Below are 25702 nucleotides of genomic sequence, written 5' to 3'. Positions count from 1 at the left end.
CTACATCCACCAGCGTTCGAGGACGCGGGCGACCCCGTCGTCGGTGTTGCGGGAGGTGACCTCGTCTGCGGCCGACACCGCCTCCGGGTGCGCGTTGCCCATCGCCACACCGTGACCGGCCCAGCGCAGCATCGGCACGTCGTTGGGCATGTCGCCGAACGTCACCACGTCGCCGGCGACCAACCCGAGCGGACCCGCGAGCTCGCGGATACCGCTGGCCTTGCTGATGCCCGACGGCATGACCTCGATCAGCCCGTTGTTCGTCGAATAGGTGATGTCTCCCTCGACGGTGATGTGCTTGGCGAGTTCGGCGGCCATCTCGGCACTGCTCGCCCCCGACTTGCGGATGAGCAGCTTGACCGCGGGGGCGCTGAGCAGATCGTCGAGCGAGACCTCGGTGTTGTCCGGGTTCAGCCAGGCGTGTTCGTAGCCGGGTGAGCTGACGAACTGCGGGGTCGCCGCGTCGTGGGCGGAGCGGCCGACCCGCTCGACGGCCAGACCGGAACCCGGAAGGACCCGGGCGGCGATATCGGCCAGTTCGGCCAGCGCGTCGATGGACAGGGTGCGCGCGGACACGATGCGGTCGGCGGCCGGGTCGTAGATCACCGCGCCGTTGGCGCACACCGCCATCGGCGCCAGGCCGAGCCCGTCGACCACCGGCGCCACCCAGCGGGGTGGGCGTCCCGTCGCGAGCACGAAGTGCACGCCTGCGTCGACGGCGGCGTGGACGGCCGCGCGGGTGCGCGGCGAGACCTTCTCGTCGTCGTCGAGCAGCGTGCCGTCCACATCGGTGGCGATCATCGCGGGCAGTGTCATGTTTCGGCTGTCATCTCATCGTCTTCCTTCCGCCCGCTTCCGGGCGCGTTCCGCCAACTCGACCTCTTCGAGACGTCTGGCTTCCTCGAGCGTCGGCGCGCCGCCTCCCAGCCTGCGCGGCACCCAGTACTGGCCGGCCGGCGCGGGGTAGTCCGCCTGCGCCCGCTCCAGCAGCGCGTTCATCGATGCGCGCAGTGTGGTGCTCAGTTCGGACACCGGCCCGGCCGGGGGGATCGGCTCCCCCACCACCACGGTGACCGGGATCCGGTTGCGGCCCAGCGCGCGGGGGTGGTCCTTGGTCCACAGGCGGTGCGCACCCCAGACGATCAGCGGCAGGATCGGCACGTCGGCCTCGATCGCCATGCGTCCCGCACCGGTCTTGAACTCCTTGAGTTCGAAGCTGCGGCTGATCGTCGCCTCGGGATACACGCCGACCAGTTCTCCGGCGCGCAGCGCCTGGACCGCGACGGCGTAGGCCCCCGCACCCGCACGCCGGTCGACGGGGATGGTGCCGGTGTGCCTGATCAGGTAGCCGACGATCTTGACCTGCTCCATCTCCGCTTTGATCATGAACCGCATGCGCCGCCTGCGGCGTTTGGCCGCGAGCGCCGCGGGCAGGAAGTCGATGTAGCCGGTGTGGTTGATGGCCACGACGGCCCCGCCGCGAGCGGGGATGTTGTCGAGTCCGTGATAGGTGATCCGTGTCCCGGTGACCCTGGTCGCCGCCTCCGCGGCGATCTCCAGCGTGCGAAAGACGGGCTCCACAGGCGCTACTCCGGCGCCCCGCCGGGCCCGGACCGCTCGGCGCGGCGGGCCGCCTTCTCCGCCGCTTCCTCCATGTCCATCCGGTTGGCCTCGGCCAGCGTCGGGGCGCCGCCACCGAGCCGGTGCGGCACCCAGAACTCGCCCTGCGGGTGCGGGCCGTACTCGTCCTGCACGCGTTCGAGCAGATGCTGCATCCGGTGGTGCAGCAGCGCCGACAACTCCGGTGCGGGCAGCGTGGGCTCGATCGGTTCGCCGACGGCGATGGAGATCGGCACCTTCGGGCGGGCCAGCTTCTTGGGGTGTCCCTTGGTCCAGATCCGCTGCGCACCCCACACGATGTGCGGAACGATCGGCACCTGGGCGGCGATCGCCATGCGCGCCGCGCCGGACTTGAACTCCTTGATCTCGAAGCTGCGGCTGATCGTCGCCTCGGGATACACGCCGACCAGCTCACCGGCGCGCAGCGCCTGGACCGCATGCTCGAACGAGGCGGCGCCGCTCTCGCGGTCCACCTCGATGTGGCGCAGGCTGCGCATGATCGGTCCGGTGATCCTGTGGTCGAACACTTCCTTCTTCGCCATGAACCGGACCTTGCGGCCCAGACCCTGCCGGTAGGCCGGCAAACCGGCGAAGGTGAAGTCGAAATAGCTGGTGTGGTTGATCGCGATCACCGCGCCGCCGGTCTTCGGCAGGTTCTCGACGCCGGTGACGGTGAACTTCAGCCCCTGCATGCGCCACGTCAGCCGCGCGAGCTGGATGACTGTTCCGTATACCGGTTCCACAGGGCCAGCGTAGTGCGCCACACCACCGCGGCGTGGTGAGCGGTACACCACCCGACGCGGCAGGCGGTCCGCACCGGCCGCGCCCCTTAGACTGAGGCGACGACGTCATGCGCGCGAAACCGCGTGCAGGAAGGAAAATGTGCAGGTCACCAGCGTCGGACACGCCGGCTTCCGGATCGACACCAAGGCGGGCAGCATCCTGTGCGACCCGTGGGTCAACCCGGCCTACTTCGCCTCGTGGGTCCCGTTCCCCGACAACACCGGACTCGACTGGGACGCGCTCGGCGACGTCGACTACCTCTACGTCTCCCATCTGCACAAGGACCACTTCGACCCGAAGAACCTGCGCGACCACGTCAACAAGGACGCGGTCGTGCTGCTGCCCGACTACCCGGTGCCGGATCTGCGCCGCGAACTCGAGACACTGGGTTTCCACCGGTTCTTCGAGACGACCAATTCGGTCAAACACCGCGTCAGCGGCCCCAAGGGCGACCTCGACGTGATGATCATCGCGCTGCGGGCACCGGCCGACGGGCCGATCGGGGACTCCGGTCTGGTGGTCGACGACGGTGACACCGTCGCGTTCAACATGAACGATGCGCGGCCCGTCGATCTGGATGTGCTGGCCGCCGACTTCGGCCGCGTCGACGTGCACATGCTGCAGTTCTCGGGCGCGATCTGGTACCCGATGGTCTACGACATGCCCGCCCGCGCGAAGGAGGCGTTCGGCACCCAGAAGCGGCAGCGCCAGATGGACCGGTGCCGCCAGTACATCGCGCAGGTCGGGGCCACCTGGGTGATCCCGTCGGCCGGCCCGCCGTGCTTCCTGGACCCCGAACTGCGCCACCTCAACGACGACCACGGCGACCCGTCGAACATCTTCCCCGACCAGATGGTGTTCCTCGACCAGATGCGCAGGCACGGCCACGACGGCGGCCTGCTGATGATCCCGGGGTCAACCGCGGAATTCACCGGCTCCGTACTCGATTCGCTGACCCACCCGCTGCCCGACGACGAGGTGGAGGCGATCTTCACCACCGGCAAGGCGGACTACCTCGAGGCCTTCGCCCAGCGGATGGCGCCGGTCCTGGCGGCCGAGAAGGCGACGTGGGCGCCGGCCCACGGCGACCCGCTGCTCGAACCCCTGCGGGCGAAGTTCGAACCGATCATGGTGCAGAGCGACCAGATCTGCGACGGCATCGGCTACCCCGTCGAGCTGCGCCTGGGCGCCGAGACGGTGGTACTGGATTTCCCGAAACGTGTTGTGCGCGAACCTATTCCGGACGAGAAGTTTCGCTACGGATTCGAGATCGCCCCCGAGTTGGTGCGCACCGTGCTCCGCGACGGAGAACCGGACTGGGTGAACACCATCTTCCTGTCCACCCGTTTCCGCGCCTGGCGGGTCGGCGGTTACAACGAGTACCTGTACACGTTCTTCAAATGCCTCACCGACGAACGTGTGGCGTACGCCGACGGGTGGTTCGCCGAGGCGCACGACGATTCTGCGTCGATCACGATGGGCGGGTACGAGTTCCAGCGACGCTGCCCGCACCTCAAGGCCGATCTGTCGAAGTTCGGTGTGGTCGAGGGCAACACCTTGACCTGCAACCTGCACGGCTGGCAATGGAATCTGGAGAACGGACGATGCCTGACGACCAAGGGTCACGAACTTCGGACCGGACCGCTGTGAGCGCACCGCGGCAGTACTACGACGACGGCCAGATCCAGCTCGACAAGCAGGCGATCACGCTGCGGCGCTACCACTTTCCGTCGGGCACCTCGAAAGTGATCCCGCTGCAGCAGGTCCGCGGTTACACCGCCGAGCCGCTGGGGTCGTTCGTGCACCGCTTCCGCATGTGGGGCAGTTCGGATCTGCGGCGGTGGTTGCCGCTGGACATGCGCCGGCCGTTCAAGTCGACGCTGGTCACGCTCGACGTTCCCGGCAACCGGTGGCGTCCGGCGTTCACCCCGGCCGACCCCGAACGGTTCACCGCGATGCTCGACGAACTGCTCGACCGCTGACGCCGCGGACTCAGCGCGTGACGACGGTCTGCCGCAGTTCGGAGAACTCGTCGGATTCGGTGTCGTAGACCCGGACGACGGCCTCGTCGCCGGGCTGCAGGAAGGTCGACTCGCCCAGTTCGGTGTAGCGCGTGGCGCCGATCCCGATCAGCACGTGTTCGGGGTGGCCCGCGGCGGCCATCAGTGCCCCCACGTCCTCCAACGGGGTGTCGGCGGAACCCTTCTGGTTCGCCAGCCGTTCGACCACCCAGTCCAGCAGCACCTCGCCGTAGTAGGAGTAGCCGAGCAGCGGGCTGTCCACGCCGTAGGCGTGTTCGTGGCCGTCGCGGTCCCGCAGGAAGCACACCAGCCGCAGCGTGGCGGTGGGGCCGTCCGGGGTGAGGTCGCCGATGTCGAAGAACTGCGGCGCAACCCCTTTCGACGATGCGCCCCAGTTCTTCTTGTCGCTGATCTTGGCGGCACCGGGCCGGCGGATCGAGCAGTCGTTGAACGCGCCGAGCGCGAACGGGTCGAGTCGCACGACGGTGTCGCCGTACCACACCACCCGGCACGCCAGCCCCACCTCGGGTTCGATCTGCAGATTGAGCGGCTCGGCACTGTCGGGCAGCACGATGCGGTCGTGCGAGAGCGGGAACTCGCCCAGCTGTCCGTCGACGCCTGGCGCGTACCACGGGAAGATGCCCTTGGGCGCTGGATCGCCCGCATCCGTTCCGACCTCGACGTTGACGAAATCGGCGGCCTCACCGGCCTGTTCGAGGTGTCCGGCGAAATTGCCCGCCACCCCGAACCCGAACCACGAGCGCAGCTCGTCGAGTCGCATATCCATCACGGTTCGAGCACCTCCGTCCCGACGAACGGCACCAGGGCCGCGGGTACCCGCACGCTGCCGTCGGGCTGCTGGTGGTTCTCCAGGATCGCGACGAGCCAGCGGGTGGTGGCCAGCGTCCCGTTCAGGGTGGCGGCGATCTGCGGTTTGCCGTTCTCGTCGCGGTAGCGGGTCGACAGCCGCCTGGCCTGGAACGTCGTGCAGTTCGAGGTGGAGGTCAGCTCGCGGTAGGTCTGCTGTGTCGGCACCCACGCCTCACAGTCGTACTTGCGGGCGGCCGACGATCCGAGATCCCCTGCGGCCACGTCGATCACGCGGTACGGCACCTCGATGAGGGCGAGCATCTCGCGCTGCCAGCCGAGCAGACGATCATGTTCGGCGGCAGCATCTTCGGGTTTGCAGTAGATGAAGCCCTCGACCTTGTCGAACTGGTGCACGCGGATGATGCCGCGGGTGTCCTTGCCGTAACTGCCTGCCTCCCGGCGGAAGCACGACGACCACCCGGCGTAGCGGCGCGGGCCCGCGGACAGGTCGATGATCTCGTCGGCGTGGTAGCCGGCCAGCGGGACCTCCGAGGTGCCGACCAGGTACATGTCGTCGGATTCCAGCCGGTACACCTCGTCGGCGTGCGCCCCGAGGAACCCGGTGCCCGCCATCACCTCCGGGCGCACCAGCACCGGCGGGATGACGAGGGTGAACCCGTTGTCGGTGGCCAAGCGCACCGCCAGTTGCATGAGGCCCAGTTGCAGCAGCGCGCCGCGTCCGGTGAGGAAGTAGAACCGCGATCCGGCCACCTTCGCGCCGCGCTCCATGTCGATCAGCCCGAGCGCTTCGCCGAGTTCGAGGTGGTCCTTCGGGTCGTCGATTGCCCGCGGCTCACCGACGACGTCGAGCACGGCGAAGCAGTCCTCGCCGCCCGCGGGCACCCCCTCGATGACCACGTTCGAGATCGCCATGTGCGCGGCGGTGAACGTGCGGTCGGCGTCGGCCTGCGCGGCTTCGGCGGCCTTGACCTGTTCGGCGAGTTCCTTGGCCCGGGTGAGCAGCGCGGGCCGTTCCTCCGGCGAGGCCTTGCCGACCTTCTTGCTGGCCGCCTTCTGTTCGGCGCGCAGGTTGTCGGCGGCCGACACCGCGGCGCGCCGGGCCGCGTCGGCGTCGAGCAGGGCGTCGACGAGTGCGGGATCCTCCCCGCGCGATCGTTGTGAGGCGCGTACGGCGTCGGGGTTCTCGCGCAGGAATTTGAGGTCGATCACGGCCGCAACCCTACTTTTGCCCGGGGGCTCCGAACATCTCGAGGTCGCCGAGCGGGGTCGGGTGGCACAACCGCGTAACTTTACATCCGCATCACTTGTCACAGCACCTGACACGCCTGTCACAATGGAGCGGATGTTGGAGGCACCAGAACGCGACCGCCCCGCGGGCGACGCACGCGACAAGGCGCCGTGGTGGCACAGCCTGCAGGCCACGCCGACCCGGCGCGCGCTGCTGCTGACCGCGCTCGGCGGGCTGCTCATCGCCGGTTTCGTCACCGCCCTGCCGCGCAGCGAGGGGACCAACGGCCCCGGCCTGAGCGCGAGCGCGATCACGCTCGGCCCCCGCGGCAACGACACGTTCAACCACGCCAAGGCCGGGGACTGCCTGAACTGGCCCGAACGCAACCCCGACGGGGCGCAGATCGTCGACTGCAAGGACGAGCACCGCTTCGAGGTCGCCGAATCGGTCGACATGCGCACCTTCCCCGGCAGCGAGTACGGCCCCGACGCCGAACCCCCGTCCCCGGCGCGCATCCAGCAGATCAGCCAGGAGCAGTGCCAGGCCGCGGTGCGCCGGTACCTCGGCCCGCGATTCGATCCGAACAGCCGCTTCACCATCAGCATGATGTGGTCCGGTGACAAGGCGTGGCGCCAGGCCGGCGAGCGCCGGATGCTGTGCGGCCTGCAGCTGCCGGGTCCGAACAACCAGCAGCTGGCGTTCACGGGCAAGGTCGCCGAGATCGACCAGTCGAAGGTGTGGCCCGCGGGCACCTGCCTCGGGATCGACCCGGCCACCAACCAACCCACCGACATCCCGGTCGACTGCGCGGCCCCGCACGCCATGGAGGTCACCGGCGCGGTCAACCTCAAGGAGAAGTTCCCGGGCGCACTACCGCCGGAACCCGAGCAGGACACGTTCATCAAGGATGCGTGCACGCGGATGACCGATGCCTACCTGGCGCCGATCAAGCTCCGCAACACGACCCTGACCCTGATCTACAGCACGATCTCGCTGCCGAGCTGGGCCGCGGGCAGCCACCAGGTGTCGTGCAGTATCGGCGCGACGCTCGGCAACGGCGGCTGGTCGACGCTGCTCAACAGCGCGAAGGGTCCGCTGCAGATCAACGGGCAGCCGCCGGTGCCGCCGCCGGACATCCCCGAGGAACGGCTGAATTTGCCGCCGATCCCGATGCCCGACGATGTGGACTCGTCGTCACAGCAGAGCGAGCCGGACTACAGCCAGACCGAGCAGACGCAGCAGACCCAGACCGAGCAGACCCAGCACGGTCCGCAACCGGCGGCCGCACCCCCCAGCGAGGCACCGGCCCCGCCGCCCGGCGACGGCAACACCTTCCTCAACGGCCCGCCGCCCCCGCCGGGCGCACCCGCGCCACCGCCGCCGGCCCCGGAGGCCGCGCCGCCACCACCCCCCGCGCCGGCGCTGCCACCGCCACCACCGCCGGCTCCGGCCCCGCCGGTCGAACCGGTTCCCCCGCCGCCGCCTCCGCCGCCGGGACCGTAACCGCGTGGCCGTACGCATGAGCGCGCAAAGGTTCGACGAACTGGTCTCCGATGCGCTCGACCTCATCCCGCCCAAGTTGGCCGCCGCGATCGACAACGTCGTGGTGCTCGTCGAGGACCGCCATCCCGAGGAGCCCCAACTGCTCGGGCTCTACGAGGGCATCGCACTGACCGAACGCGACACCACCTACGCCGGCGCGCTGCCCGACACGATCACGATCTACCGTGCCGCGCTGCTCGACATCTGCGACAGCGACGAGGACGTGGTCGAGGAGGTGGCGATCACCGTGATCCATGAGATCGCGCACCATTTCGGGATCGACGACGACCGGTTGCACGAACTCGGCTGGGCGTGAGCGCGGCACTCACCATCCGTCGGCGGGCAGTGCTATGAACGAGGTCATGAGCATCCAGTGCCGGGAGTGTCGGTCCGGGCTGGACCACTGCCACGGCACCGTCATCCACCACGTCCGCTACCGGAGCGAATGCACCGAGGACGACTGCACCACCCCCGAGGTGGTCCACACGTTCAGCGTCGACTGCGAGGCGGTGGGCTGCCAGTGTGGCCAGTCGGCCGCGCAGGCCGTGATCTGACGGAATTTCCCCGTCAGCCCATCGGATCGACCGACTCCAGCGCATCGCGCACCGGATCGGCATCGGGTTCGGGGTAGAACGGCGGCGTCCGGCTGCCCCACTGCACGCAGCTCCAGCGCCCGTCGGTGACGGGCCTGAGCACCACCGACTCGGTGTTGGCCAGGTGGTTGTCGAGGGCGAAACTGCCGTCGACACCGGCCAGCACGGCCGACACCAGCCGGATCGCGGCGCCGTGGCTGACCACCACGATGTCGTCGTGCCAGGTGTCGACGTCGAGGTAACGCATCCGCAGCTGCGTCAGCACCGGCACGTAACGGTCGAGCACCTCGTCGCCGGTCTCCCCGCCGGGCATCGGCACGCGGAGGTCGCCGCGCTGCCACCGTTCGTAGATCGACTCGAACTCGGTGATGGCCTCGTCGTCGGAGCGGTTCTCCAGCTCACCGACCTGCACCTCGTGCAGACCGTCGAATTCGAGCGGGTCGAGCGTCGCGGCCGCGGCGATCTCGGCGGCGGTCTGGGCCGCGCGGCGCGCCAGCGAGTGCGCGAGCAGCCCCGGCGGCCGCACCAGCCCGCGCGCGAATGTGCGGGCCTGTTCGCGACCGAGGTCGGTCAGCGCCTCGCCGGGCGGGCGGGTGTCGAGCCGCCGTTCGACGTTGGCGTGCGACTGCCCGTGCCGCACGAGTACCAGCCTGCCGCTCACCTGCCGCCCTCCGGTGGTGTCGGCAGTCCTTCACGGAGTCGTGTCAGCCAGCGAGTCGCCTCGTCACTGCTCGGCGGCGGCGCGCCGGCGGCCGTCCCAGTCGGCCAGGAACCCAGATATCGCACATCTTCACAACGACGGTGGAGCGCTTTGAGTGCCTCGGCGACGGCGTCGTCTTCGAGATGACCGACACAGTCGAGGAAGAACACGTAGGTGCCGAGTTCGGTGCGGGTGGGCCGGGACTCGATGCGGGTGAGGTCGATGTCGCGGATCGACAGTTCGGTCATCGCCGCCACCAGCGCACCGGGGGTGTTCGGCAGGCGCAGGGCGACCGAGGTGCGGTCGGCGCCGGTGCGGGCCGGTGGCGGGGCGGGCCGCCCCACGAGGACGAACCGGGTGCGGGCGTTCGGTTCGTCGACGACGCCCGCGGCCAGGCTGCGCAGCCCGTAGCGTTCGGCGGCCAGTGCCGTGCTGATTCCGGCGTCGGCGCGACCGCCTGCCACGTCGGCCGCCGCGGCGGCGTTGGAGTGCGAGGGCACGAGTTGCGCGGCCGGTAGGTGTTCGGCCAGCCAGCGCCGCACCTGCGCGGCGGCCACCGGGAACGCGGCGACGGTTGCGACGTCACCGTCGTGATCGGGGCGCACCACGATGCTGAACGACACGGCGAGGGTGAGTTCGGCGAAGATCTGCAGCGGCGCTCCGACCGCGAGGCTGTCGAGTGTGGGCAACACCGAGCCCTCGATGGAGTTCTCGATGGGGACGCAGGCGTAGTCGGCCGCGCCGGATCGCACCGCCTCGAGCCCGGCGGGTGTGCTGTCGGTCGGCACGGGGGTCACCGCGGTGTCGTCGGCATCCCCGCCCGGCACCATCGCGCCGGAGATCATCTGCAGCAACGCCGATTCGGTGAACGTCCCCTGGGGGCCGAGATAGGCGATGCGCGGCACGTGCCAACACTATCCGCTGCCCGGGATTCGCCGCGGCAAAGTCTTGCGCGCCTCCCGGCTCCGTAGTTAAGTAAGGCTTACCTCACCAACCGGAAGGCAGCGCGATGGCCAAGACTCCTCCGACGACCGCACGGACGACCGTCCCGACCGGCCCCTCCACGGCCGAACGAATCCGCAGCGCATGCGCCCGAGGCGGCGGTGCGATGCTCGCCGCGGAAGGCGTCGACCCGGTCAGCACCCCGGTCCACCACCTCCTCGACGATGGATCCTTCGCGATCACCGTCCCCGTGGAGGTCCCACTCTCGACGATGGTCGCCTCCGCAGGCACCTCGGGCGTGCAGGCGGTGCTCGAGATGACCGACCACGCCCCGCTTCCGCTGCGGGAACCGGTGCGGTCGCTGGTCTGGATCGGTGGACGCGTCCAGGCCGTCCCGAGCGCCGACGTGTCCGCGCTGCTCGACCTGATCGCCAGCGCCGACCCCAACCCAGCTCTGCTGCAGGTCAATTCGGGCGACCACTCGCGCTATGCGTTGATGCGTCTGGAGATCGAGTCGGTGGTGGTCGCCGACTCGACCGGCGCCGAGTCCGTCGGCCTCGGCGCGCTGCTGGCGGCCCGTCCCGACCCCTTCTGCGCGATGGAGTCCTGCTGGCTGCAGCACATGGAGTCGGCACACCGGGACGTCGTCGACCGCCTGGCGAGCCGGCTGCCCGCCGCCATGCGCCGCGGCCGGGTGCGTCCGCTCGGCCTGGACCGCTACGGCGTCCAATTGCGCGTCGAGGACCCCGACGGCGACCACGACGTGCGCCTGCCGTTCCCCAAACCCGTCGACGACGTGACCGGTCTGAGCCAGGCCATCCGGGTGCTCATGGGATGCCCGTTCCTCAACGGCCTGCAGGCCCGCCGCCTCGAGCGCCCCGGCGGCTAGCGTATGGGCGGTGAGCCGGCCGTCCGACGAGTTGCCCGACCTGCTGGACCACGGACAACGCCGTGCGATCCGCATCGAGATCGCCATCGTCCTGGCCGTCACGTTCGGCCTCAGCGCGTACACCGCGCTGCTGCGCCTCCTCGAGGCCGTCCTGCTCGGCCTGTCCGGTCAGGTGGTGGCGCTCAACCCGCGTCGGTCCACCTACGACCTGCTCGACCTCGGGCTGAACCTCGCCGGCGTCTTTCAGCTCCTGGCCTGGGGCGCGCTCGGCGTCTACCTGTTGTGGCGCAGCGGATTCCGCCTGCCCGAGATCGGCCTGGCCCGTCCACGGATGCGCCCCGACCTGCTCGGCGGGCTCGGGCTGGCCGCGCTCATCGGACTGCCCGGGCTGGCCTTCTACCAGCTGGCCCGGGTCCTGGGGATCAACGCCTCGGTCGAACCCGCCGAGCTCTACGACACCTGGTGGCGCATCCCGGTGCTGCTGGCCATGTCGTTCGCCAACGGCTGGGCCGAGGAGATCATCGTCGTCGGGTTCCTTCTGACCCGGCTGCGTCAGCTGCGCGTCAACCCGGTCGTCGCGATCGTCGCGGCCAGCCTGCTGCGCGGGGCGTACCACCTGTACCAGGGCTTCGGCGCGGGCCTCGGCAACGCGGCCATGGGGCTGGTGTTCGGTTACTACTGGCACCGCACCGGACGGCTGTGGCCGCTGATCATCGCGCACACCCTGATCGACGCGGTGGCGTTCGTCGGATACGCACTGTTGGCCGGCCACCTCGGCTGGCTTCAGTGATCCGGCGGGTCGGGCACGTACATTTTTCGCTGTGAACCCCAATCGGCCCGTGGGCGGCGGGCCCGACCCGAGACGGCCGAACCCGCCGCGTGAGCCGTCGCAGGTGATCCGCCGCGATCCCGGTCACCGTCCGCCGCCGGCGTGGCCGCCGAACCCCCCGAGCCCGCCGCCTCGGGTTCCGCCCCCGCGGGTTCCGCCGCCGGCCTGGGAACAGCGCCTCCCTCCCCCGCCGCCGCAGGCCCGTCGTCAACCGCCGCCGGGGCCGTCGGCGCCACCCCGAAGGTCAGCACCGCCACCACCACCGCCGCGGCCGCCCACCCGCTCGCCGGTCCGGCCCCCCGGTCCGCCCGCCGCCGCCCGGCCCCGCCGGAAACGCCACTGGGGCCGAATCATCATGGCCGTCCTGCTCGTCATGGTGGTGTCGCTGGTCGGCCTGACCGTGTGGGTCGACACATCACTGCAGCGCATCCCCGCCCTGGCCGCCTACCCCGACCGGCCGGCCGCCGGTCGCGGCACCACCTGGCTGCTGGTCGGCTCCGACAGCCGCGCCGGCCTCGACGCCGAACAGCAGGCCCAACTGGCCACCGGCGGTGACGTCGGCAACGGGCGCACCGACACGATCATGCTGGTCCACCTTCCGGGCCTGACCTCGAGCGCACCCGCGACCATGGTGTCGATCCCGCGCGACTCCTATGTGCCGATCCCCGGGTACGGCGAGGACAAGATCAACGCCGCATTCGCGCTGGGCGGCGCGCCGCTGCTCGCCCAGACCGTCGAGCAGGCCACCGGTATGCGCCTCGACCACTACGCCGAGGTCGGATTCGACGGATTCGCCTCGGTCGTCGACGCCGTCGGCGGCGTGACGATGTGCCCGGCGGAGCCCATCAACGATCCGTTGGCCGGGATCGATCTGCCCGCCGGATGTCAGGAACTCGACGGGCGCAATGCGCTCGGCTTCGTGCGCACCCGCGCCACCCCGCGCGCCGATCTGGACCGGATGACCCACCAGCGGGAGTTCATGTCCGCGCTGCTGCACCGCGCGGCCAGCCCGGCGGTCCTGCTCAACCCGCTGCGCTGGTATCCGATGGCGAGCGCGGCCGGCGGCGCGCTGACCGTCGACACCGGTGCGCACGTATGGGATCTCGCCCGGCTCGGCTGGGCGCTGCGCGGTGATCTGACCACCACGACGGTGCCCATCGGGGAGTTCACCAACGGCGGCGCCGGCGCCGTCGTGGTCTGGGACAGCGAGGCCGCCGGACGCCTCTTCGACGCGCTGTCAACCGACACGCCGATCCCCGCCGACGTGCTCGACACCACACCGGGCGGCTGAGGGCCGCCTGTCCTCAGCAAATGCGCCCGAAACTGTTGCCACCGTCACACATCGACAGCTCGCCGTTAGGAAACCCTTCCCTCAGTAAGGTCCTCCTTCACTGACAATGCCCTCTGACCTGCTATATTGTGGCGGCCATGACGACATTCGGCGCACTCGACACCAAGTTCCACGGACTCCTCCAGGAGCAGATCCGCAGCGAGTTCACCGCCGCTCAGCAATACATCGCGATCGCGGTGTACTTCGACGGCGCCGATCTGCCGCAGCTCGCGAAGCACTTCTACGGTCAGTCCGTCGAAGAGCGCAACCACGCGATGATGCTCGTGCAGTACCTGATCGACCGCGACGTCGAGATCGAGATCCCCGGCGTCGACGAGGTGTGCAACCGCTTCGACTCCCCGCGCGACGCGCTCGCCCTGGCACTGGATCTGGAGCGCACCGTCACCGAACAGATCACCCGGCTGGCCAGCGTGGCCCGCGAGGAGGGCGACTACCTCGGCGAGCAGTTCATGCAGTGGTTCCTCAAGGAGCAGGTCGAGGAGGTCGCGCAGATGACGACGCTGGTCCGTATCGCCGAGCGGGCGGGCGCCAACCTCTTCCACCTCGAGGATTTCGTCGCCCGCGACCTGTCGGGCGCGGGCGCCGATGCGGCGGCCCCGCGGGCGGCGGGCGGCGCTCTCTAACGATCGGTGCCGGCGGCGCCGGTCAACCCGTTCTGCAGCCAGTCCTTGGTGCGGCGCGGGTGGTTCGTCGCCACCCACGCCACGCCGAGGTCGCGGCAGTAGCGCACGTCCTCGTAGTGGTCGACGGTCCAGCAGTACATCGCCCTGCCCTGCGCGGCGGCCCGGTCGACGAGTTCGGGGTGTTCGCGCAGCGTCATGATCGACGGCCCCACCGCGGTCGCGCCCACGGTGGTGGCGGCGCCGCCCCCGAGATACCGCGACGTGTCACCGAGCAGCACGGTCGGGAGCATCGGGGCGGCGCGTCGGATCCGCCACACCGCGGCCGCCGAGAACGACATCACGACCGCGCGCGAGAGGTCGGCCGACGCCGGTGCCGCGATACCGAACCGGTGCAGCAGCGCCAGCACCTTGCTCTCCACGAGCGCCCCGTAACGGACCGGATGCTTGGTCTCGATGAACAGCTTCACCGGCCGGTGCCAGTCCAGTACCAGCTCGACCAGCCGCTCGAGCGTCAGCAGGTCGGTCGTGTCGGGGCCCGCATCCGGTCGCGAACTGGCGTGCCACGACCCGAAGTCCAGCTCGCGCAGCTCCGCCAGCGTCATCTCGCTGACCACGCCGGTGCCGGACGAGGTGCGGTCCACGCGCCGGTCGTGCACGCACACCAGATGGCCGTCGCGGGTCAGCCTGACATCGCACTCGACCCCGTCGGCACCCTCCTTGAGGGCCAGCTCGTAGGCCGCCAGCGTGTGTTCGGGGCGATCGGCCGAGGCCCCGCGGTGCGCGACGACGAACGGATGACCGCCGAGCGCGCCGTCATCCGGGTTCATGACCCTATGCTGCCGGGTTCTGCCCGCTGGACTCAACCGGACGGGCCGATTGGCCCTCGGGGTGCTGCGCGTCCTGAGCGTCGTCGGGCACCATCACCCACCGGTGGACCGGTCGGGACACCGGCGCCTGTTCGAATCCGGACACCACCCGGTACGCGACCAGCAGGGTGGCCAACGCGGTCAGGTAGGCGATCGTCGTGATCATGGTGTTGTCGGCGATGCCCTGGGGGTCGGTGGTGAAGCTGGTGGCGATCGAGGACACCGAGACGACGGTGCTGAGCACCCACAGGATCCACCACACGATGATCGGCTTGCGCAGCGTCGACGTCCGGCTCTCCACCCCGGCCAGTTCCAGGACGTACACCGGTGCGAAGAACAGGTTCACGAACGGCACCAGGCAGCCCAGCCGCAGGCGCAGCGCGTCGCGCGGATCGGACTGCCCGCGGTAGGCGTAGGCCGCGCCGCGGCGCGCGATCAGCCAGTTCGTCAGCAGCACGATGCTGCCGACCACCAGGAACGCCGCCGCGACACTCAACGCGACGGCCAGCCAGGTGGCGGCGCCCGCCACGATCGGGTTGAGCAGCACGGTGCGGTTGATCAGCAGCAGCAGGTAGCGCAGCGCGTGCACCGCGGCCGCGGCGCCGAGCACCCCCATGGTGATGAGCAGGGTCGTACGCACCGCCGAGGTCGACGGGCCGGTCCGGGTCTCGGCCGCGGACGGGTCGACGGTGTCGAAGTGCTCGACGAGGCCCCACCGGGGGATGGTCGGGTAGCGCGGGGTCGGGCCGAGCGGCCGGCGGCGCGCGCGGGGCGGGGGCGGGGCACCCGGTCGGACCGCGATCCAGCGGTAGCCGGCGGGCAGCCGCGGCGGGGCGCCGGCGGCGCCGGGCCGGACCTGGCGGGCGCTCCACTCGGCACCCGGGGTGGGCACCGCGGCCGGCGCCATCAACGCGCCCTGGCACCGCGGACACACGTGCCGCTCGCGGTCACGCACGTTCCACCGCGTTCCGCAGCGGGAACACACCTGGATCATCCGACCAGCCTAGCGGCGCTGATCACGCGTTCCCTGCGCCACCGCCGTCGGTGACGATCGGCCGGCCGGCGGCGGACCAGGCGAGGATGCCGCCGCTGACGTTGACGGCCCGGTACCCGTTGCGGACCAGGTACTGAGCGACCCGCTGCGACCGGCCGCCGGCGTGGCACATCACGTAGACGGTGGCTTCCGGATCGACCTCGGCGAGGCGCGACGGCACGTCCCCCATCGGGATGTGCAGCGCGCCGACGGCGTGTCCCTGCTGCCATTCGTCGTCTTCGCGCACGTCGAGCAGCAACGCCGACCCGTCGAACGCGGTGGGGAGCTCGGCCACCTCGGCCTGTGTCACCTCGACGTCATCCATGCGCCCCATGCTGTCACGCCGCCGTCCACGTGGCGTACCCCTCCGAGGACAGCAATCGTGAATCTATCCACAGTTTCCACAGGTTCATCCACAGGCGCTATCCGCATCCGATCGGATAAGCGCTCGTCGAACTGTGCGCTTGCTGAATGAAACTGTGGATAAACCGGGAGTACGCGCAAAGGTCACATGCCGGTAACGAAACCGCCGAGCGAAATGCTTAGCGGCACTAATCCAGGTCCCGGGCCGGACCCCCTGGCACGGAAGATCGAGTGTGCCAGCGGATCGCGCGAGCGCCCGTGCGACACGCCGGGGTGGTCCAGGATTGGGTCCGGTGGCTGACGCGCCGGGTGGCGGCGCGCGAGTTGACCGCACGACGATCCGAACCCCGGATCCGGAACCGGCACCGGCGGGCCGATCCGGCCCCTGACGTCGGAGGACGGCCGTTCACCACCGTCGGCGCCGACCCGATTTCCTCCTCGGTGGCCTAGCGGTTATGATCGGCGTCACACGGTTGTATGTGATTGATCTCACTGGGGGTTTATATTGTTCGTGCAGGTCAGGGGCCTCTGATGTCGTCTCATCCAATGGGAGGCAGTTCGGCCGTGCCGCCGTCGGAGTGGCATACATCGGCCAGCGTGTACACCCGCAGCCAATTGATGGCCTGTCTGCGCGCCGGCGTCATCGCCCTCGTCTTGCTCGCCATCCTCGCCCTGATCGTTCTGTTCTGACGTCTCGGCGTCGGGTATTGGTGTAGGTGGACGCGCATCCTTGCGGTGCGCGCTGCTATGGAGCAAGGTTGACATCGATGTCGAGGATGTCGAGCTCCATCAATCACTGCTGAGGAAGGAACCTTGTGGCTGAATACACCTTGCCCGATCTTGATTACGATTACGGCGCCCTCGAACCGCACATCTCGGGGCAGATCAACGAGCTTCACCACAGCAAACACCATGCGACGTATGTGAAGGGCGCCAACGACGCGCTGTCCAAGCTGGCCGAGGCGCGGGAGTCCGGAGACCACTCCGCGATCTTCCTCAACGAGAAGAACCTCGCCTTCCATCTGGGTGGACACGTCAACCACACGATCTGGTGGAAGAACCTCTCCCCCAACGGTGGCGACAAGCCGACCGGTGAGCTGGCCGCCGCGCTCGACGACGCGTTCGGTTCGTTCGACAATTTCCGCGCCCAGTTCACCGCCGCCGCCAACGGCCTGCAGGGCTCCGGGTGGGCGGTTCTCGGATACGACACGCTGGGCCAGCGGCTGCTGACCTTCCAACTGTTCGACCAGCAGGCCAACGTGCCGCTGGGCATCATCCCGCTGCTGCAGGTCGACATGTGGGAGCACGCCTACTACCTGCAGTACAAGAACGTGAAGGCCGACTACGTGAAGGCGTTCTGGAACGTCGTCAACTGGGAGGACGTGCAGAACCGGTTCGCCAAGGCGACGAGTTCGGCCAGCGGCATCATCGTCGGCTGACACCGGTCTTTCGCCAGGCTCGGATGAGGGGCGCCGCGCGATTTCGCGCGGCGCCCCGCTTTCGTCCCCGGGGGTTCACCACCCGTTAGCACTCGTGTCGTCTTGTGTGCCAGCACGCCACTGCAGCATCCTGTTTCACACGGCCCACAGGCGTGTCGGTCCACGAACACCGATGTCTCGGAGGCGATATGGAGACAGGGTCCGGTCGGGCGATCGAAGTCGCCCCATTCCATTCCGGCGGTTCACTCAAGGGCTTCGTCGTCTCGGGGCGCTGGCCCGACTCCACCAAGGAGTGGGCGCAGCTGCTGACCGTCGCCGTCCGCGTCGCATCGTTACCCGGATTACTCTCCACCACAACGATTTTCGGTGTGCGCGAGGAGCTGCCCGACGAACCGGAACCGGGCACCGTCGGGCTGGTGCTCGCCGAGGGCACCGTCGTCGGGGACGCCGCAGTGCCGCCCGGCTACTTCGCCGAGCGCCAGCCGCCCGCCCTGCTGATGCTGCATCCGCCGTCTGAGACCACCCCGTCGCTGCCGGAGTGCAACGGCGCCGCATCGGGTTGTGTCCTGTTGCCGGGCCTACCCCATCTCGGCCTCGAGCACCGGGCCGCCTGGGTGGAGGCGGAATCCGACGGCACCGTCACGTCGATGGTCAGCCGAGTGGGCGTCGACCCCATCAGCCATCCCGACACCGCGGTGCTGGCCATGCTGCTCGCCGCGTAGCGGGCCCCGGAACCCGGCGAACACTACTTTCCGAACCGGAGAATACGGCTGTCCGAAAACGGCTGTGGCGCTGGCGCACCGGAGAACACGCCGCTATGGTCGAAGAAGTCAGCGAAGGGGAGTAGCCCCTAATCGTCGTGTCGACATACTGGCCTTCGGGCCCGGCCGGCGAACCGCACCCTCGGTGGGCGAGACCTTCGACTCAGACGCCGTCGCGTACTCGCGTACGCCTCGGCGACGTGTCGAAAGGTGTGCTCGATGCTCGGTGCCGTCCTGGTCAGCCTCGCAGTGGTCTTCGTCGCCGAACTCGGTGACAAATCCCAGATCATCACCATGACCTATGCGCTGCGGCACCGCTGGTGGGTGGTGCTGTCCGGCGTCGGTATCGCCGCCGTGCTCGTCCACGGGCTGTCGGTGGCGATCGGCCACTTCCTCGGGCTCACGCTGCCCGAGAAGCCCATCGCGTTCGCCGCGGCCATCGCCTTCCTGCTGTTCGCCGCGTGGACCTGGCGCGAGGGTCGCAACGCCGGCGGCGACGACGACGTCCGGGTGGCCGAACCACGGTTCGTCGTGCCCGCCATCGTGTCGTCCTTCGTCCTCGCCGAACTCGGCGACAAGACCATGCTCGCGACGGTGGCGCTGGCCAGCGACCGTGACCCCATCGGTGTCTGGATCGGCGCGACGGTGGGCATGGTGCTCGCCGACGGGGTTGCCATCGTCGTCGGGGCAATCTTGCACAAACGCCTACCCGAGGGCTTTCTCCACGCGATGGCCAGCGTGCTGTTCCTGCTGTTCGGCCTCTGGATGCTGTTCGACGCCGCGCTCGGGTGGCGGGTCGTGGCGCTGGCCGCGACCGGTGGGGTCTCGGCCGTCGTACTGCTGATCGCCGTCGTGCGGACGGTACGCGCCAGGCGGCTGCGGGCCGCGTCGGCGACGCCGCACGAATCGACGTCCGAGACCGTCTAGCTGCGACTGGCTATCTGCGACGGGCGGCGGATCGCCGCCCGTCCGTCGGTTCTGCGGGCCGCCCGCCCGCCCTGTCCCGGTCGGTGCACCTCGGCAGACGTGCGATTTCGACGCGAGAGCGGCCCGGATCTGCCCGCGGTTGACAACAACGATTGCTGGGAGCCACCTGAGAGGGGGTCCAGCACAGCGTATGCTACGGAACCGTTATTATTTGCTTCCGGTCATGGTTCTCCGAGGCCTGATTTCGGCGAACCTGCTGATCCAAGCGGTTTCATCAACCAGGTGAGCGAGCCGACACGAACAATAGGGCGGTTTGCACTTGGATGAGGGCATAAGTCTCGCTACGATGGTCAGCAAATACGCCGCCCCTTTCGCCCGCTCGTCACATGTGGAGGTCAATACGATGAGCAAGACGTTCGCCGCCCGGCTGAACCGACTATTCGACACGGTTTATCCGCCAGGCCGGGGACCGCACACGTCGGCCGAGGTCATCGGTGCGCTCAAGGCGGAGGGCATCACGATGTCGGCGCCCTACCTGTCACAGCTGCGTTCGGGCAATCGCACCAACCCCTCGCAGGCCACCATGGCGGCGTTGGCCAACTTCTTCCGGATCAAGCCGGCCTACTTCACCGACGACGAGTACTACGAGAAGCTCGACAAGGAACTGACGTGGCTGGCCAACATGCGTGACGAAGGCGTCCGCCGGATCGCCGCGCGGACGGTCGGGTTGTCACCCGAGGCGCAGCAGGACATCGTCGCCAAGGTCGATGAACTGCGCCGTAAGGAAAATCTCGACGACTGAGCTCCCACTGCGGCGGCGGGCGGCGAAGCGACCGGTGTTTGCCTCAGCGTGCTGTGCCCGCGTTTTCGCGGTCCAGTGCCCGGTACTGCCGGGCGATGGCGAGTATCCACTCCCGGTCCGAGTACGACTCCGGTTGACGCAGCCACTCGAATCCGGGGAATCGCCGCCGGCCGGAATCCGCTGAGCCCTCACGGCTCGCGTGGATCCACTCCGCGATCGCCCGCGCCTGTTCGGCGGGTGTCACGCCCGGCGCGGGGAGTCCGTCGTCACGCGCCTCCTGCTCGCCCTGATCACCGGGGGTGCGCCGCGCGTCCACGGGCATGCGGGCGCTCGTCGCCTCGAGGAACAGCGCGTCGGAGATCAGCGACATCCGTTCGGCGACGCGGAAGACCAGCGGGCCGTGCGGTCGGACTCCGATGCCGACATCGGGGTGGCGGCGGCCGAGTTCGATCAGCAGCGGATCGATGATCCGCAATTCGCGGCGAGCACCGAACCAGTCCTCGACACTCGGCAGCAGCGCCCCTACGGCCACCGTGACCATGGCGCAGCCGAGCAGGGTGGCACCGGCGCCCACGCCGATCGAGTCGACGACGCCGAACAGGCGGAGCAGAAACAGCGCGGCCACCACCAGGATCAGCGCGATGCCCACGGTGAACACGAACAGGGCCCGGCCCCGGCGGCTGCGGCTCGAGTGGCGCAATCCCGACCACATGACCAGCGACATCGCCAGCAGCACGTAGATCAACGGCAGCAGCCACGAGATGTCAGCGGAGGTACCGCTCGCACCGAGGGTGCGGCGCAGGTACTCCTGGGGCGCCATCTCCGGTTGCTTACCGCCGGCGAAGAACAACACCAGGCTGAGCGCCGCGACGATCCCCGCGAGCACGTACTGCGCGACCGCGATGCCGCGTGTCGCCGACGGGGTGCGCGCGGAGGCGACGGTCGTGATCATCACGCAACTGCCCGCCGCGCACATGATCAGCGCCACCTGACTCAGGGCCACCGCGATGTTCGGCCACTTGAGCACCGTGTCGACCAGCAGGGTCAGTGGCTGCCAGTTCAGCGCCGCCACCGCCGCGAGGTTTCCGAGCGCCAAGATCATGGCGGTGCTCACGAGGGACTGCTTGTTGACCAGGGCCCACCCGATCCGCAGCCCGGTCGCCAAGCCGAGCAGTCCGGCGATACCCCAGACGATCAACCAAACGCCTCTCCGAGGCGGATCTGCACGATCGACGAGCGGTCGCAGGGCAGCCGGCCGAGCCGGTAGATCAGCAGGGCCGCGAAATCCTCTGCATCCTGTTCGGCGTCCTCCCCGCTGGGTCCCATGCAGCCGGTCCGCTGGTTGAGCATGTAGCCGATCAGCTCGGAGCTCGCGACCTCGGTGCTCTGCCGGGCGGCCTGGACGACCCCGATGCCCTCGTGCCCGAGCACCAGGTGTCCGAGTTCGTGGGCCAGGGTGCGATCCCAGGCCGGCAACCCCTGTTGGATCAGGAACTCGTCGTGGTCCGCGTACTGACGCCACTGACCGCACACCCCGGGCGGCAGTTCGGCGGTCTTGATGTCGATCGGCCGCCCACGTTCGGCGCTGACCGCCTGCACCAGACGGGGCAACGAGACCTCACCGCGTCGCGGTGCCAGATCGAGCACAGCGCTGACGGCGCGTGTGACCGTGCGACTCGTCGGCATGTCTCCCCTCCCCGACGGCTAGTTCATGAACCGCGCGATGCTCTCGGTGCGCAGTGCCAGTCCGGCCCTGGCCTGGCGGTATCCCACGAGACCGCCGAGTCCGGTGAGCATGAGGATGCCCGCGGCGCCCGGTACGGCGACGGCGGCGACCTGCATGACACCGGCGGTGCGCAGGTATTCGCCGTATCCGGCGCGGAAGCTCGCGGGCACCGCGGCGGGGTCGCCGCTTCGGACGGGCACCTCGGGCTGGCGGACCGACGGCTGCTGCGGGGGTGCGACGCGCGCGGGGGCTTCCGGTGCGGGTCCCCGGGGTGCGGCCGCAGCGCCACCGCCCGAACCACCGCCGCCACCCGCGGCGCCCGCTCCCAGCACCGACGGCAGCCCGACGGGCGGGACGACGAGAACCGGGACGGCGATCGGCGCCATCGGCACGACCACCGGCAGACCCGGTGCCGCGTCGATCACGCTCGGTGCGATCGGTCCCGGCTCGTCGAGCTTGGGCGGCATCCCTTCGGGCCCGTCGTGGTCGCTGCCGGTGTCACCGGGTGCGGGAACGACCGTCGAGGTCGTCGTCGGTGTCGAAGTCGTCGTCGGTGTCGAGGTCGTCGTCGGTGGTGAGGTCGTGGGGGACGAAGTCGTCGAGGCGGTGGTCTCCGTCGACGGGGTGGTCTGCGTCGGTGTGCTCGTCTCCGTCGACTTGGTCGGCGGGGTCGTGCGCTCCGGGATCGAGCTGCCCGACTGCCCGGTACCCGGCGTCCCGGACTGCTCCTCCTCCGGATTCGACTGGCTCGCAGCCGGTTTCGTGCGCTCGGGGTCGTCCGGTAGCCGATCGACATCGCCGGGTGAATCGGCGGCGGTCCCCGCGCCGACGGGAGCGGCGCCGCCATCGTCGGGCTCGGCGAGCGCCATCGCCCCGCCCACGCCCGCGAGGGACATGCCGGCCGCCACCACGGCGGCCGACGCGGCGACGCGTACCCGCGATCCCACCTGGTCACCGCCCCTCAAACCGGTCAGCCCGGAGTTCTCAAACCGTTGCGACGATTCTCGCACAATAGTGGCCGCGCATTTGCTAGTGAGTTGAATCAGCCCACCGTGACAGGGCGCGGGCGTCGCCGGGACCCGCCCGACCGCTAGGGTTGGACTGCACCGCACCGGCCACGCGCAGCGGCTGGGGAACAGAGGACCGGAGGGCAGCGGGGAATGGGTTTGTTCAAGCGACGCAAAAGCCGCGCTACCCGCCGAGCCGAGGCCCGCGCGATCAAGGCCAAGGCGAAGCTGGAGGCCAGGCTCTCGGCGAAGAACGAGGCCCGTCGGTACAAGTCCCAGCAGAAGGCCGAGACGCGGGCGCTCAAGTCCCAGCTGCGCGCACAGCGGGAAAGCGACCGTGCCGCCCTCAAGGTTGCTGAGATGCAACTCAAGGCCGCCCAGGAGGGCAAGTTCTTCTCCCCCGGCCGGATCCGCCGCACGCTGACCGTGGCCCGGCTCCTCGCCCCGATCGCGGTGCCGCTGGTGTACCGCGCGTCGGTGGCCGCCCGCGGTTACGCCGACGAGCGCCGCGCCCAGCGGCTCGGCGTACCGCTGAGCCAGCTGGGCCAGTTCTCCGGGCACGGCGCCCAGTTGTCCGCGCGAATCGCCGGTGCCGAGCAGTCGGTGCGGCTGGTCGGACAGAGGAAGCCGAAGGATGCGGAGACCAAGCAGTTCGTCGCCGCGATCACCGAGCGCCTCGGCGAGCTGTCCGCGGCCGTCGCGGCCGCCGAGAAGATGCCGACCGCGCGCCGGCGGACCGCTCACGCCGCGATCGCCGAACAACTCGACGGGATCGACGCCGACCTGATGGCCCGTCTCGGCGTGGCCTGATCCGCGAGGGACCTGTCGCATGCAGACACTTGTGCGCCGGTTGGCCGTCGCCGTCACGGCGGTCCTGCTCGTCGCGCTCCCGCTGATGGGCGCCGGGGTGGCCTCCGCCCACGCGGCCGTCATCGCCACCGATCCGGCCGACGGAACCACCTTGACCGAGTCACCGCCCCGGGTGAGCGCGACGTTCAACGAGGCCATGCAACCGGCCTTCGCCGCGATGACCGTCGTCGGCCCGGACGGAAACCTGTGGTCGACGGGCGGACCAGAGGTTCAGGACACGGTGGTGTCGGTGGACCTGCGCCCGCTGGGCCCGTCGGGCACCTACACCGTCAACTACCGCGCGACGTCCGCCGACGGCCACGTCGTCACGGGTTCCTGGGCGTTCGAGCTCACCGTCAGCGGCACCGGCACACCGGGTCCGTCGGCCGCGGCGCCCGTACCCCCCACCGCGCCGGCCGACGATCCGCCGGTGTGGCCCTTCATCGTGGGGGCCTGCGTCGCCGTGGGGGCGGCCGCGTTGTGGGCGGCGCGACGCCGTACGTGACGTCGTCGCACCTGCGTGCGGCGGTCGGCGGTATCGGTGTCGTCGCCGCGACGTCGGTGGCGGCGTGGGCGCTGGGCCGCCCCGACAACGCGTTGAGCCTCACCGCCGTCCGAGCGGCGGCGGACTGCGCCGCCGCCGTGACGCTCGGTCTCGCCGTCGTGCCCCTGCTCGACACCGGCCGGCACCGCGACGAACTGTCCCGGGCGGCGGCCGCGCCGTTGGCGGTGAGCGCGGCCGTGTGGCTGCTCACCGAACTCGTGCGGTTGGTCGTGGTCAGCGCTCAGACCGCGGCGCTGCCGGTCGGCACCGTCGGGGTGCAGACCTACGTGGAGTTCGTCACCCACACCGCGGCCGGACGGGCCGGCGCGGTCAGCGCGGTCGCCGCCGCGGCCGTGTGTGCGGTGGCGGTGTCGGCGCCACGCTCGGGTTCGGTGTCACTCGCGACCACGGGTATCGCCGCGGCGGGACTGGCGGCGCGCACGCTGGCCGGGCACCTCACCGTGAGCCCGCTGGGTGGGGTCGCGGTCGCGGTGCACGCGGTGGCGGCCGGCCTGTGGTGCGGTGCGCTGGTGGGGCTGCTGGTGACGGTGGCCCACCGCGGGCAGTGGGCGCGGGTGCTGCCGCGGTTCTCCGCCCTGGCGCTCGGCTGTGTCGGTGTGCTGGTGCTGGCCGGTGTCGGCGGTGCGCTCGCGGTCGTCGGCGCCCCGGCGGACCTCGTCGCCACCGGCTACGGCAGGATCCTGACGGCTAAGTTGCTGGTGACGGCAGCGCTGACGGCGTTGGCGTGGCGCAACCGGAGCCGCTGGCTGCCGGCGGCGCGGACCCACCGGGCCAGCGCCGGTCTGTCGCGGACGAGGTCGCTGCTGGAACTGGGCGGTATGACGGTCGCGTTGACCTTGGCGGCCGCGCTGGCCGTCACCGGATGACCCGCCGCGCGCGCCTGGCATGATGGACCCACTGTCGCCGAACCCGAAAACCGCGAAGGAGCAGCGTCGATGGCAGACCGCCCTGATGGGTCCGACGAGCAGTCCGACACCCCCGCCGAACCGACACCGCCGTCGGCCGCGACACCGCCTCCGGTGAAGAAGACACCCGCCAAGAAGGCCCCGGCGAAGAAGGCTCCGGCCAAGAAGGCCGCCGCGAAGAAGGCGCCCGCCAAGGCCGTCAAGAAGGCACCCGCCAAGAAGAACACCGCGCCGCCGAAGAAGCAGCCGCCGCCCTCCCCTGCGGACCTCGTCACCGCCGACGGTGACGTGACCGCCGCCGCCGAAGAGGCCGCGGCACAGGCGAAGGCCGCGGTCGCGACGGCCAGCAATCCGGTGGCCGGTCCTTCGCCCGTCCCCGTGGACGGCCCCGATCAGTCCCGGCTGCCGCTGGCCGCCGCGGTGGCAACCGCCGTTCTCGTCCTGCTCGCCGTGCTCGTCGCCCGCCGCCGCTGATTTTCCCTTGACCCTGACGCCACGTCAGGGTGC

The 25702-nt window shown here is 70.0% G+C and carries 31 protein-coding genes; 18 read left to right on the top strand and 13 right to left on the bottom strand.

Annotated elements, in window-relative coordinates; genetic code table 11:
- Genes G6N49_RS25460 through G6N49_RS25450 form a run of 3 tightly spaced genes read right to left on the bottom strand, consistent with a single transcriptional unit; the run spans position 1 to position 2363 of the window.
- Positions 1-816 (bottom strand): Cof-type HAD-IIB family hydrolase, encoded by an 816-nt coding sequence (locus tag G6N49_RS25460; protein WP_011857381.1) that lies wholly within the window; start codon positions 814-816, stop codon positions 1-3.
- Between the two features lie 15 nt (positions 817-831).
- Positions 832-1581, bottom strand: a complete 750-nt coding sequence (locus G6N49_RS25455) for a lysophospholipid acyltransferase family protein (protein WP_011562399.1) — start codon at positions 1579-1581, stop codon at positions 832-834.
- A gap of 5 nt (positions 1582-1586) precedes the next feature.
- On the bottom strand, positions 1587-2363 hold the full coding sequence (locus G6N49_RS25450; protein WP_041309943.1) for a lysophospholipid acyltransferase family protein: 777 nt from the start codon (positions 2361-2363) through the stop codon (positions 1587-1589).
- 139 nt (positions 2364-2502) lie between these two features.
- On the opposite strand from G6N49_RS25450, the gene G6N49_RS25445 reads away from it, so the two are divergent.
- Both G6N49_RS25445 and G6N49_RS25440 read left to right on the top strand, forming a co-directional pair.
- Entirely contained in the window at positions 2503-4053 is a 1551-nt protein-coding gene (locus G6N49_RS25445; RefSeq protein WP_011857382.1) for an MBL fold metallo-hydrolase, read from the top strand.
- Positions 4050-4385, top strand: a complete 336-nt coding sequence (locus tag G6N49_RS25440; protein WP_011857383.1) for a hypothetical protein — start codon at positions 4050-4052, stop codon at positions 4383-4385. Before G6N49_RS25445 ends, G6N49_RS25440 begins: the two co-directional genes overlap by 4 nt.
- Positions 4386-4395: 10 nt before the next feature.
- Here the strand turns inward: G6N49_RS25440 and G6N49_RS25435 are convergent, their stop codons facing one another.
- Both G6N49_RS25435 and serS read right to left on the bottom strand, forming a co-directional pair.
- The gene (locus G6N49_RS25435; RefSeq protein ID WP_011857384.1) at positions 4396-5211 is read right to left on the bottom strand and encodes a DUF5718 family protein; all 816 of its coding nucleotides are present in this window, start codon (positions 5209-5211) and stop codon (positions 4396-4398) included.
- Positions 5211-6464, bottom strand: coding sequence for a serine--tRNA ligase (gene serS, locus G6N49_RS25430; RefSeq protein ID WP_011857385.1), 1254 nt, complete (start codon positions 6462-6464; stop codon positions 5211-5213). Before serS ends, G6N49_RS25435 begins: the two co-directional genes overlap by 1 nt.
- Positions 6465-6588: 124 nt before the next feature.
- Here serS and G6N49_RS25425 point away from each other — a divergent pair, with 124 nt between their 5' ends.
- Genes G6N49_RS25425 through G6N49_RS25415 form a run of 3 tightly spaced genes read left to right on the top strand, consistent with a single transcriptional unit; the run spans position 6589 to position 8579 of the window.
- Positions 6589-7986: a septum formation family protein gene (locus tag G6N49_RS25425; RefSeq protein ID WP_041925181.1), complete on the top strand. Its 1398-nt coding sequence runs from the start codon at positions 6589-6591 to the stop codon at positions 7984-7986.
- A 4-nt stretch (positions 7987-7990) separates the two neighbouring features.
- Positions 7991-8341, top strand: coding sequence for a metallopeptidase family protein (locus G6N49_RS25420; RefSeq protein WP_011857387.1), 351 nt, complete (start codon positions 7991-7993; stop codon positions 8339-8341).
- A gap of 46 nt (positions 8342-8387) precedes the next feature.
- Entirely contained in the window at positions 8388-8579 is a 192-nt protein-coding gene (locus G6N49_RS25415) for a hypothetical protein (RefSeq protein WP_179967796.1), read from the top strand.
- A 13-nt stretch (positions 8580-8592) separates the two neighbouring features.
- On the opposite strand, the gene G6N49_RS25410 is transcribed toward G6N49_RS25415, so the two are convergent.
- Entirely contained in the window at positions 8593-9279 is a 687-nt protein-coding gene (locus G6N49_RS25410) for a histidine phosphatase family protein (protein ID WP_011562408.1), read from the bottom strand.
- Entirely contained in the window at positions 9276-10223 is a 948-nt protein-coding gene (gene pheA / locus G6N49_RS25405; protein ID WP_064915832.1) for a prephenate dehydratase, read from the bottom strand. The genes G6N49_RS25410 and pheA overlap by 4 nt, the downstream gene beginning before the upstream one ends.
- Before the next feature lie 104 nt (positions 10224-10327).
- On the opposite strand from pheA, the gene G6N49_RS25400 reads away from it, so the two are divergent.
- The 4 genes from G6N49_RS25400 to G6N49_RS25380 all read left to right on the top strand — a co-directional run bounded on the left by G6N49_RS25400 (position 10328) and on the right by G6N49_RS25380 (position 13952).
- A complete protein-coding gene (locus tag G6N49_RS25400; protein WP_011857389.1) occupies positions 10328-11149 on the top strand; it encodes a DUF2470 domain-containing protein in 822 nt (273 codons plus the stop codon).
- A 10-nt stretch (positions 11150-11159) separates the two neighbouring features.
- Positions 11160-11939 carry a CPBP family intramembrane glutamic endopeptidase gene (locus G6N49_RS25395; RefSeq protein ID WP_064874448.1) on the top strand — a complete coding sequence of 260 codons (780 nt, stop codon included), beginning with the start codon at positions 11160-11162 and terminating at the stop codon, positions 11937-11939.
- A 31-nt stretch (positions 11940-11970) separates the two neighbouring features.
- Positions 11971-13269 (top strand): LCP family protein, encoded by a 1299-nt coding sequence (locus G6N49_RS25385; protein WP_407665050.1) that lies wholly within the window; start codon positions 11971-11973, stop codon positions 13267-13269.
- Positions 13270-13406: 137 nt separating this feature from the next.
- Positions 13407-13952 carry a ferritin gene (locus tag G6N49_RS25380; RefSeq protein WP_011857392.1) on the top strand — a complete coding sequence of 182 codons (546 nt, stop codon included), beginning with the start codon at positions 13407-13409 and terminating at the stop codon, positions 13950-13952.
- Here the strand turns inward: G6N49_RS25380 and G6N49_RS25375 are convergent.
- From G6N49_RS25375 to G6N49_RS25365, 3 genes are read right to left on the bottom strand one after another with little or no spacing between them, the layout of a single operon-like run.
- Positions 13949-14779: a glycerophosphodiester phosphodiesterase gene (locus G6N49_RS25375; protein ID WP_011857393.1), complete on the bottom strand. Its 831-nt coding sequence runs from the start codon at positions 14777-14779 to the stop codon at positions 13949-13951. The two genes, G6N49_RS25380 and G6N49_RS25375, sit on opposite strands and share 4 nt — an antisense overlap.
- 4 nt (positions 14780-14783) lie before the next feature.
- Positions 14784-15812, bottom strand: coding sequence for a DUF4328 domain-containing protein (locus G6N49_RS25370; protein WP_011857394.1), 1029 nt, complete (start codon positions 15810-15812; stop codon positions 14784-14786).
- 22 nt (positions 15813-15834) lie between these two features.
- Positions 15835-16185, bottom strand: coding sequence for a rhodanese-like domain-containing protein (locus G6N49_RS25365; RefSeq protein WP_011857395.1), 351 nt, complete (start codon positions 16183-16185; stop codon positions 15835-15837).
- 575 nt (positions 16186-16760) lie between these two features.
- On the opposite strand from G6N49_RS25365, the gene G6N49_RS25355 reads away from it, so the two are divergent.
- From G6N49_RS25355 to G6N49_RS25335, 5 genes are all read left to right on the top strand, one after another.
- The gene (locus G6N49_RS25355) at positions 16761-16904 is read left to right on the top strand and encodes a hypothetical protein (protein ID WP_163647380.1); all 144 of its coding nucleotides are present in this window, start codon (positions 16761-16763) and stop codon (positions 16902-16904) included.
- A gap of 125 nt (positions 16905-17029) precedes the next feature.
- Complete coding sequence (locus G6N49_RS25350) at positions 17030-17653, top strand: superoxide dismutase (protein ID WP_011562419.1); 624 nt, start codon at positions 17030-17032, stop codon at positions 17651-17653.
- A gap of 188 nt (positions 17654-17841) precedes the next feature.
- On the top strand, positions 17842-18375 hold the full coding sequence (locus G6N49_RS25345; protein ID WP_011857396.1) for a hypothetical protein: 534 nt from the start codon (positions 17842-17844) through the stop codon (positions 18373-18375).
- 258 nt (positions 18376-18633) lie between these two features.
- Positions 18634-19341 carry a TMEM165/GDT1 family protein gene (locus tag G6N49_RS25340; RefSeq protein WP_011857397.1) on the top strand — a complete coding sequence of 236 codons (708 nt, stop codon included), beginning with the start codon at positions 18634-18636 and terminating at the stop codon, positions 19339-19341.
- Between the two features lie 403 nt (positions 19342-19744).
- A complete protein-coding gene (locus G6N49_RS25335; protein WP_011562422.1) occupies positions 19745-20143 on the top strand; it encodes a helix-turn-helix domain-containing protein in 399 nt (132 codons plus the stop codon).
- Between the two features lie 43 nt (positions 20144-20186).
- Here the strand turns inward: G6N49_RS25335 and G6N49_RS25330 are convergent, their stop codons facing one another.
- From G6N49_RS25330 to G6N49_RS25320, 3 genes are read right to left on the bottom strand one after another with little or no spacing between them, the layout of a single operon-like run.
- Positions 20187-21341, bottom strand: coding sequence for a hypothetical protein (locus tag G6N49_RS25330; RefSeq protein ID WP_064917048.1), 1155 nt, complete (start codon positions 21339-21341; stop codon positions 20187-20189).
- Positions 21338-21829, bottom strand: coding sequence for an ImmA/IrrE family metallo-endopeptidase (locus tag G6N49_RS25325; protein ID WP_011857399.1), 492 nt, complete (start codon positions 21827-21829; stop codon positions 21338-21340). Before G6N49_RS25325 ends, G6N49_RS25330 begins: the two co-directional genes overlap by 4 nt.
- A gap of 18 nt (positions 21830-21847) precedes the next feature.
- Positions 21848-22816 carry a hypothetical protein gene (locus G6N49_RS25320; protein WP_064917047.1) on the bottom strand — a complete coding sequence of 323 codons (969 nt, stop codon included), beginning with the start codon at positions 22814-22816 and terminating at the stop codon, positions 21848-21850.
- A 213-nt stretch (positions 22817-23029) separates the two neighbouring features.
- Here G6N49_RS25320 and G6N49_RS25315 point away from each other — a divergent pair, with 213 nt between their 5' ends.
- From G6N49_RS25315 to G6N49_RS25300, 4 genes are all read left to right on the top strand, one after another.
- Complete coding sequence (locus G6N49_RS25315; protein WP_064917046.1) at positions 23030-23686, top strand: DUF6474 family protein; 657 nt, start codon at positions 23030-23032, stop codon at positions 23684-23686.
- 19 nt (positions 23687-23705) lie between these two features.
- A complete protein-coding gene (locus tag G6N49_RS25310) occupies positions 23706-24230 on the top strand; it encodes a copper resistance CopC family protein (protein WP_064917045.1) in 525 nt (174 codons plus the stop codon).
- Complete coding sequence (locus G6N49_RS25305; protein ID WP_064917050.1) at positions 24227-25156, top strand: CopD family protein; 930 nt, start codon at positions 24227-24229, stop codon at positions 25154-25156. The genes G6N49_RS25310 and G6N49_RS25305 overlap by 4 nt, the downstream gene beginning before the upstream one ends.
- Before the next feature lie 69 nt (positions 25157-25225).
- Positions 25226-25669, top strand: coding sequence for a hypothetical protein (locus G6N49_RS25300; protein WP_064874457.1), 444 nt, complete (start codon positions 25226-25228; stop codon positions 25667-25669).
- The last annotated feature ends 33 nt before the right edge of the window (positions 25670-25702 follow it).

The sequence above is a fragment of the Mycolicibacterium monacense genome (assembly GCF_010731575.1).
GTDB classification, from domain to species: domain Bacteria; phylum Actinomycetota; class Actinomycetes; order Mycobacteriales; family Mycobacteriaceae; genus Mycobacterium; species Mycobacterium monacense.
Note: the sequence above shows the minus strand (reverse complement) of the source record. Positions and strands in the feature narration are given on the sequence as shown.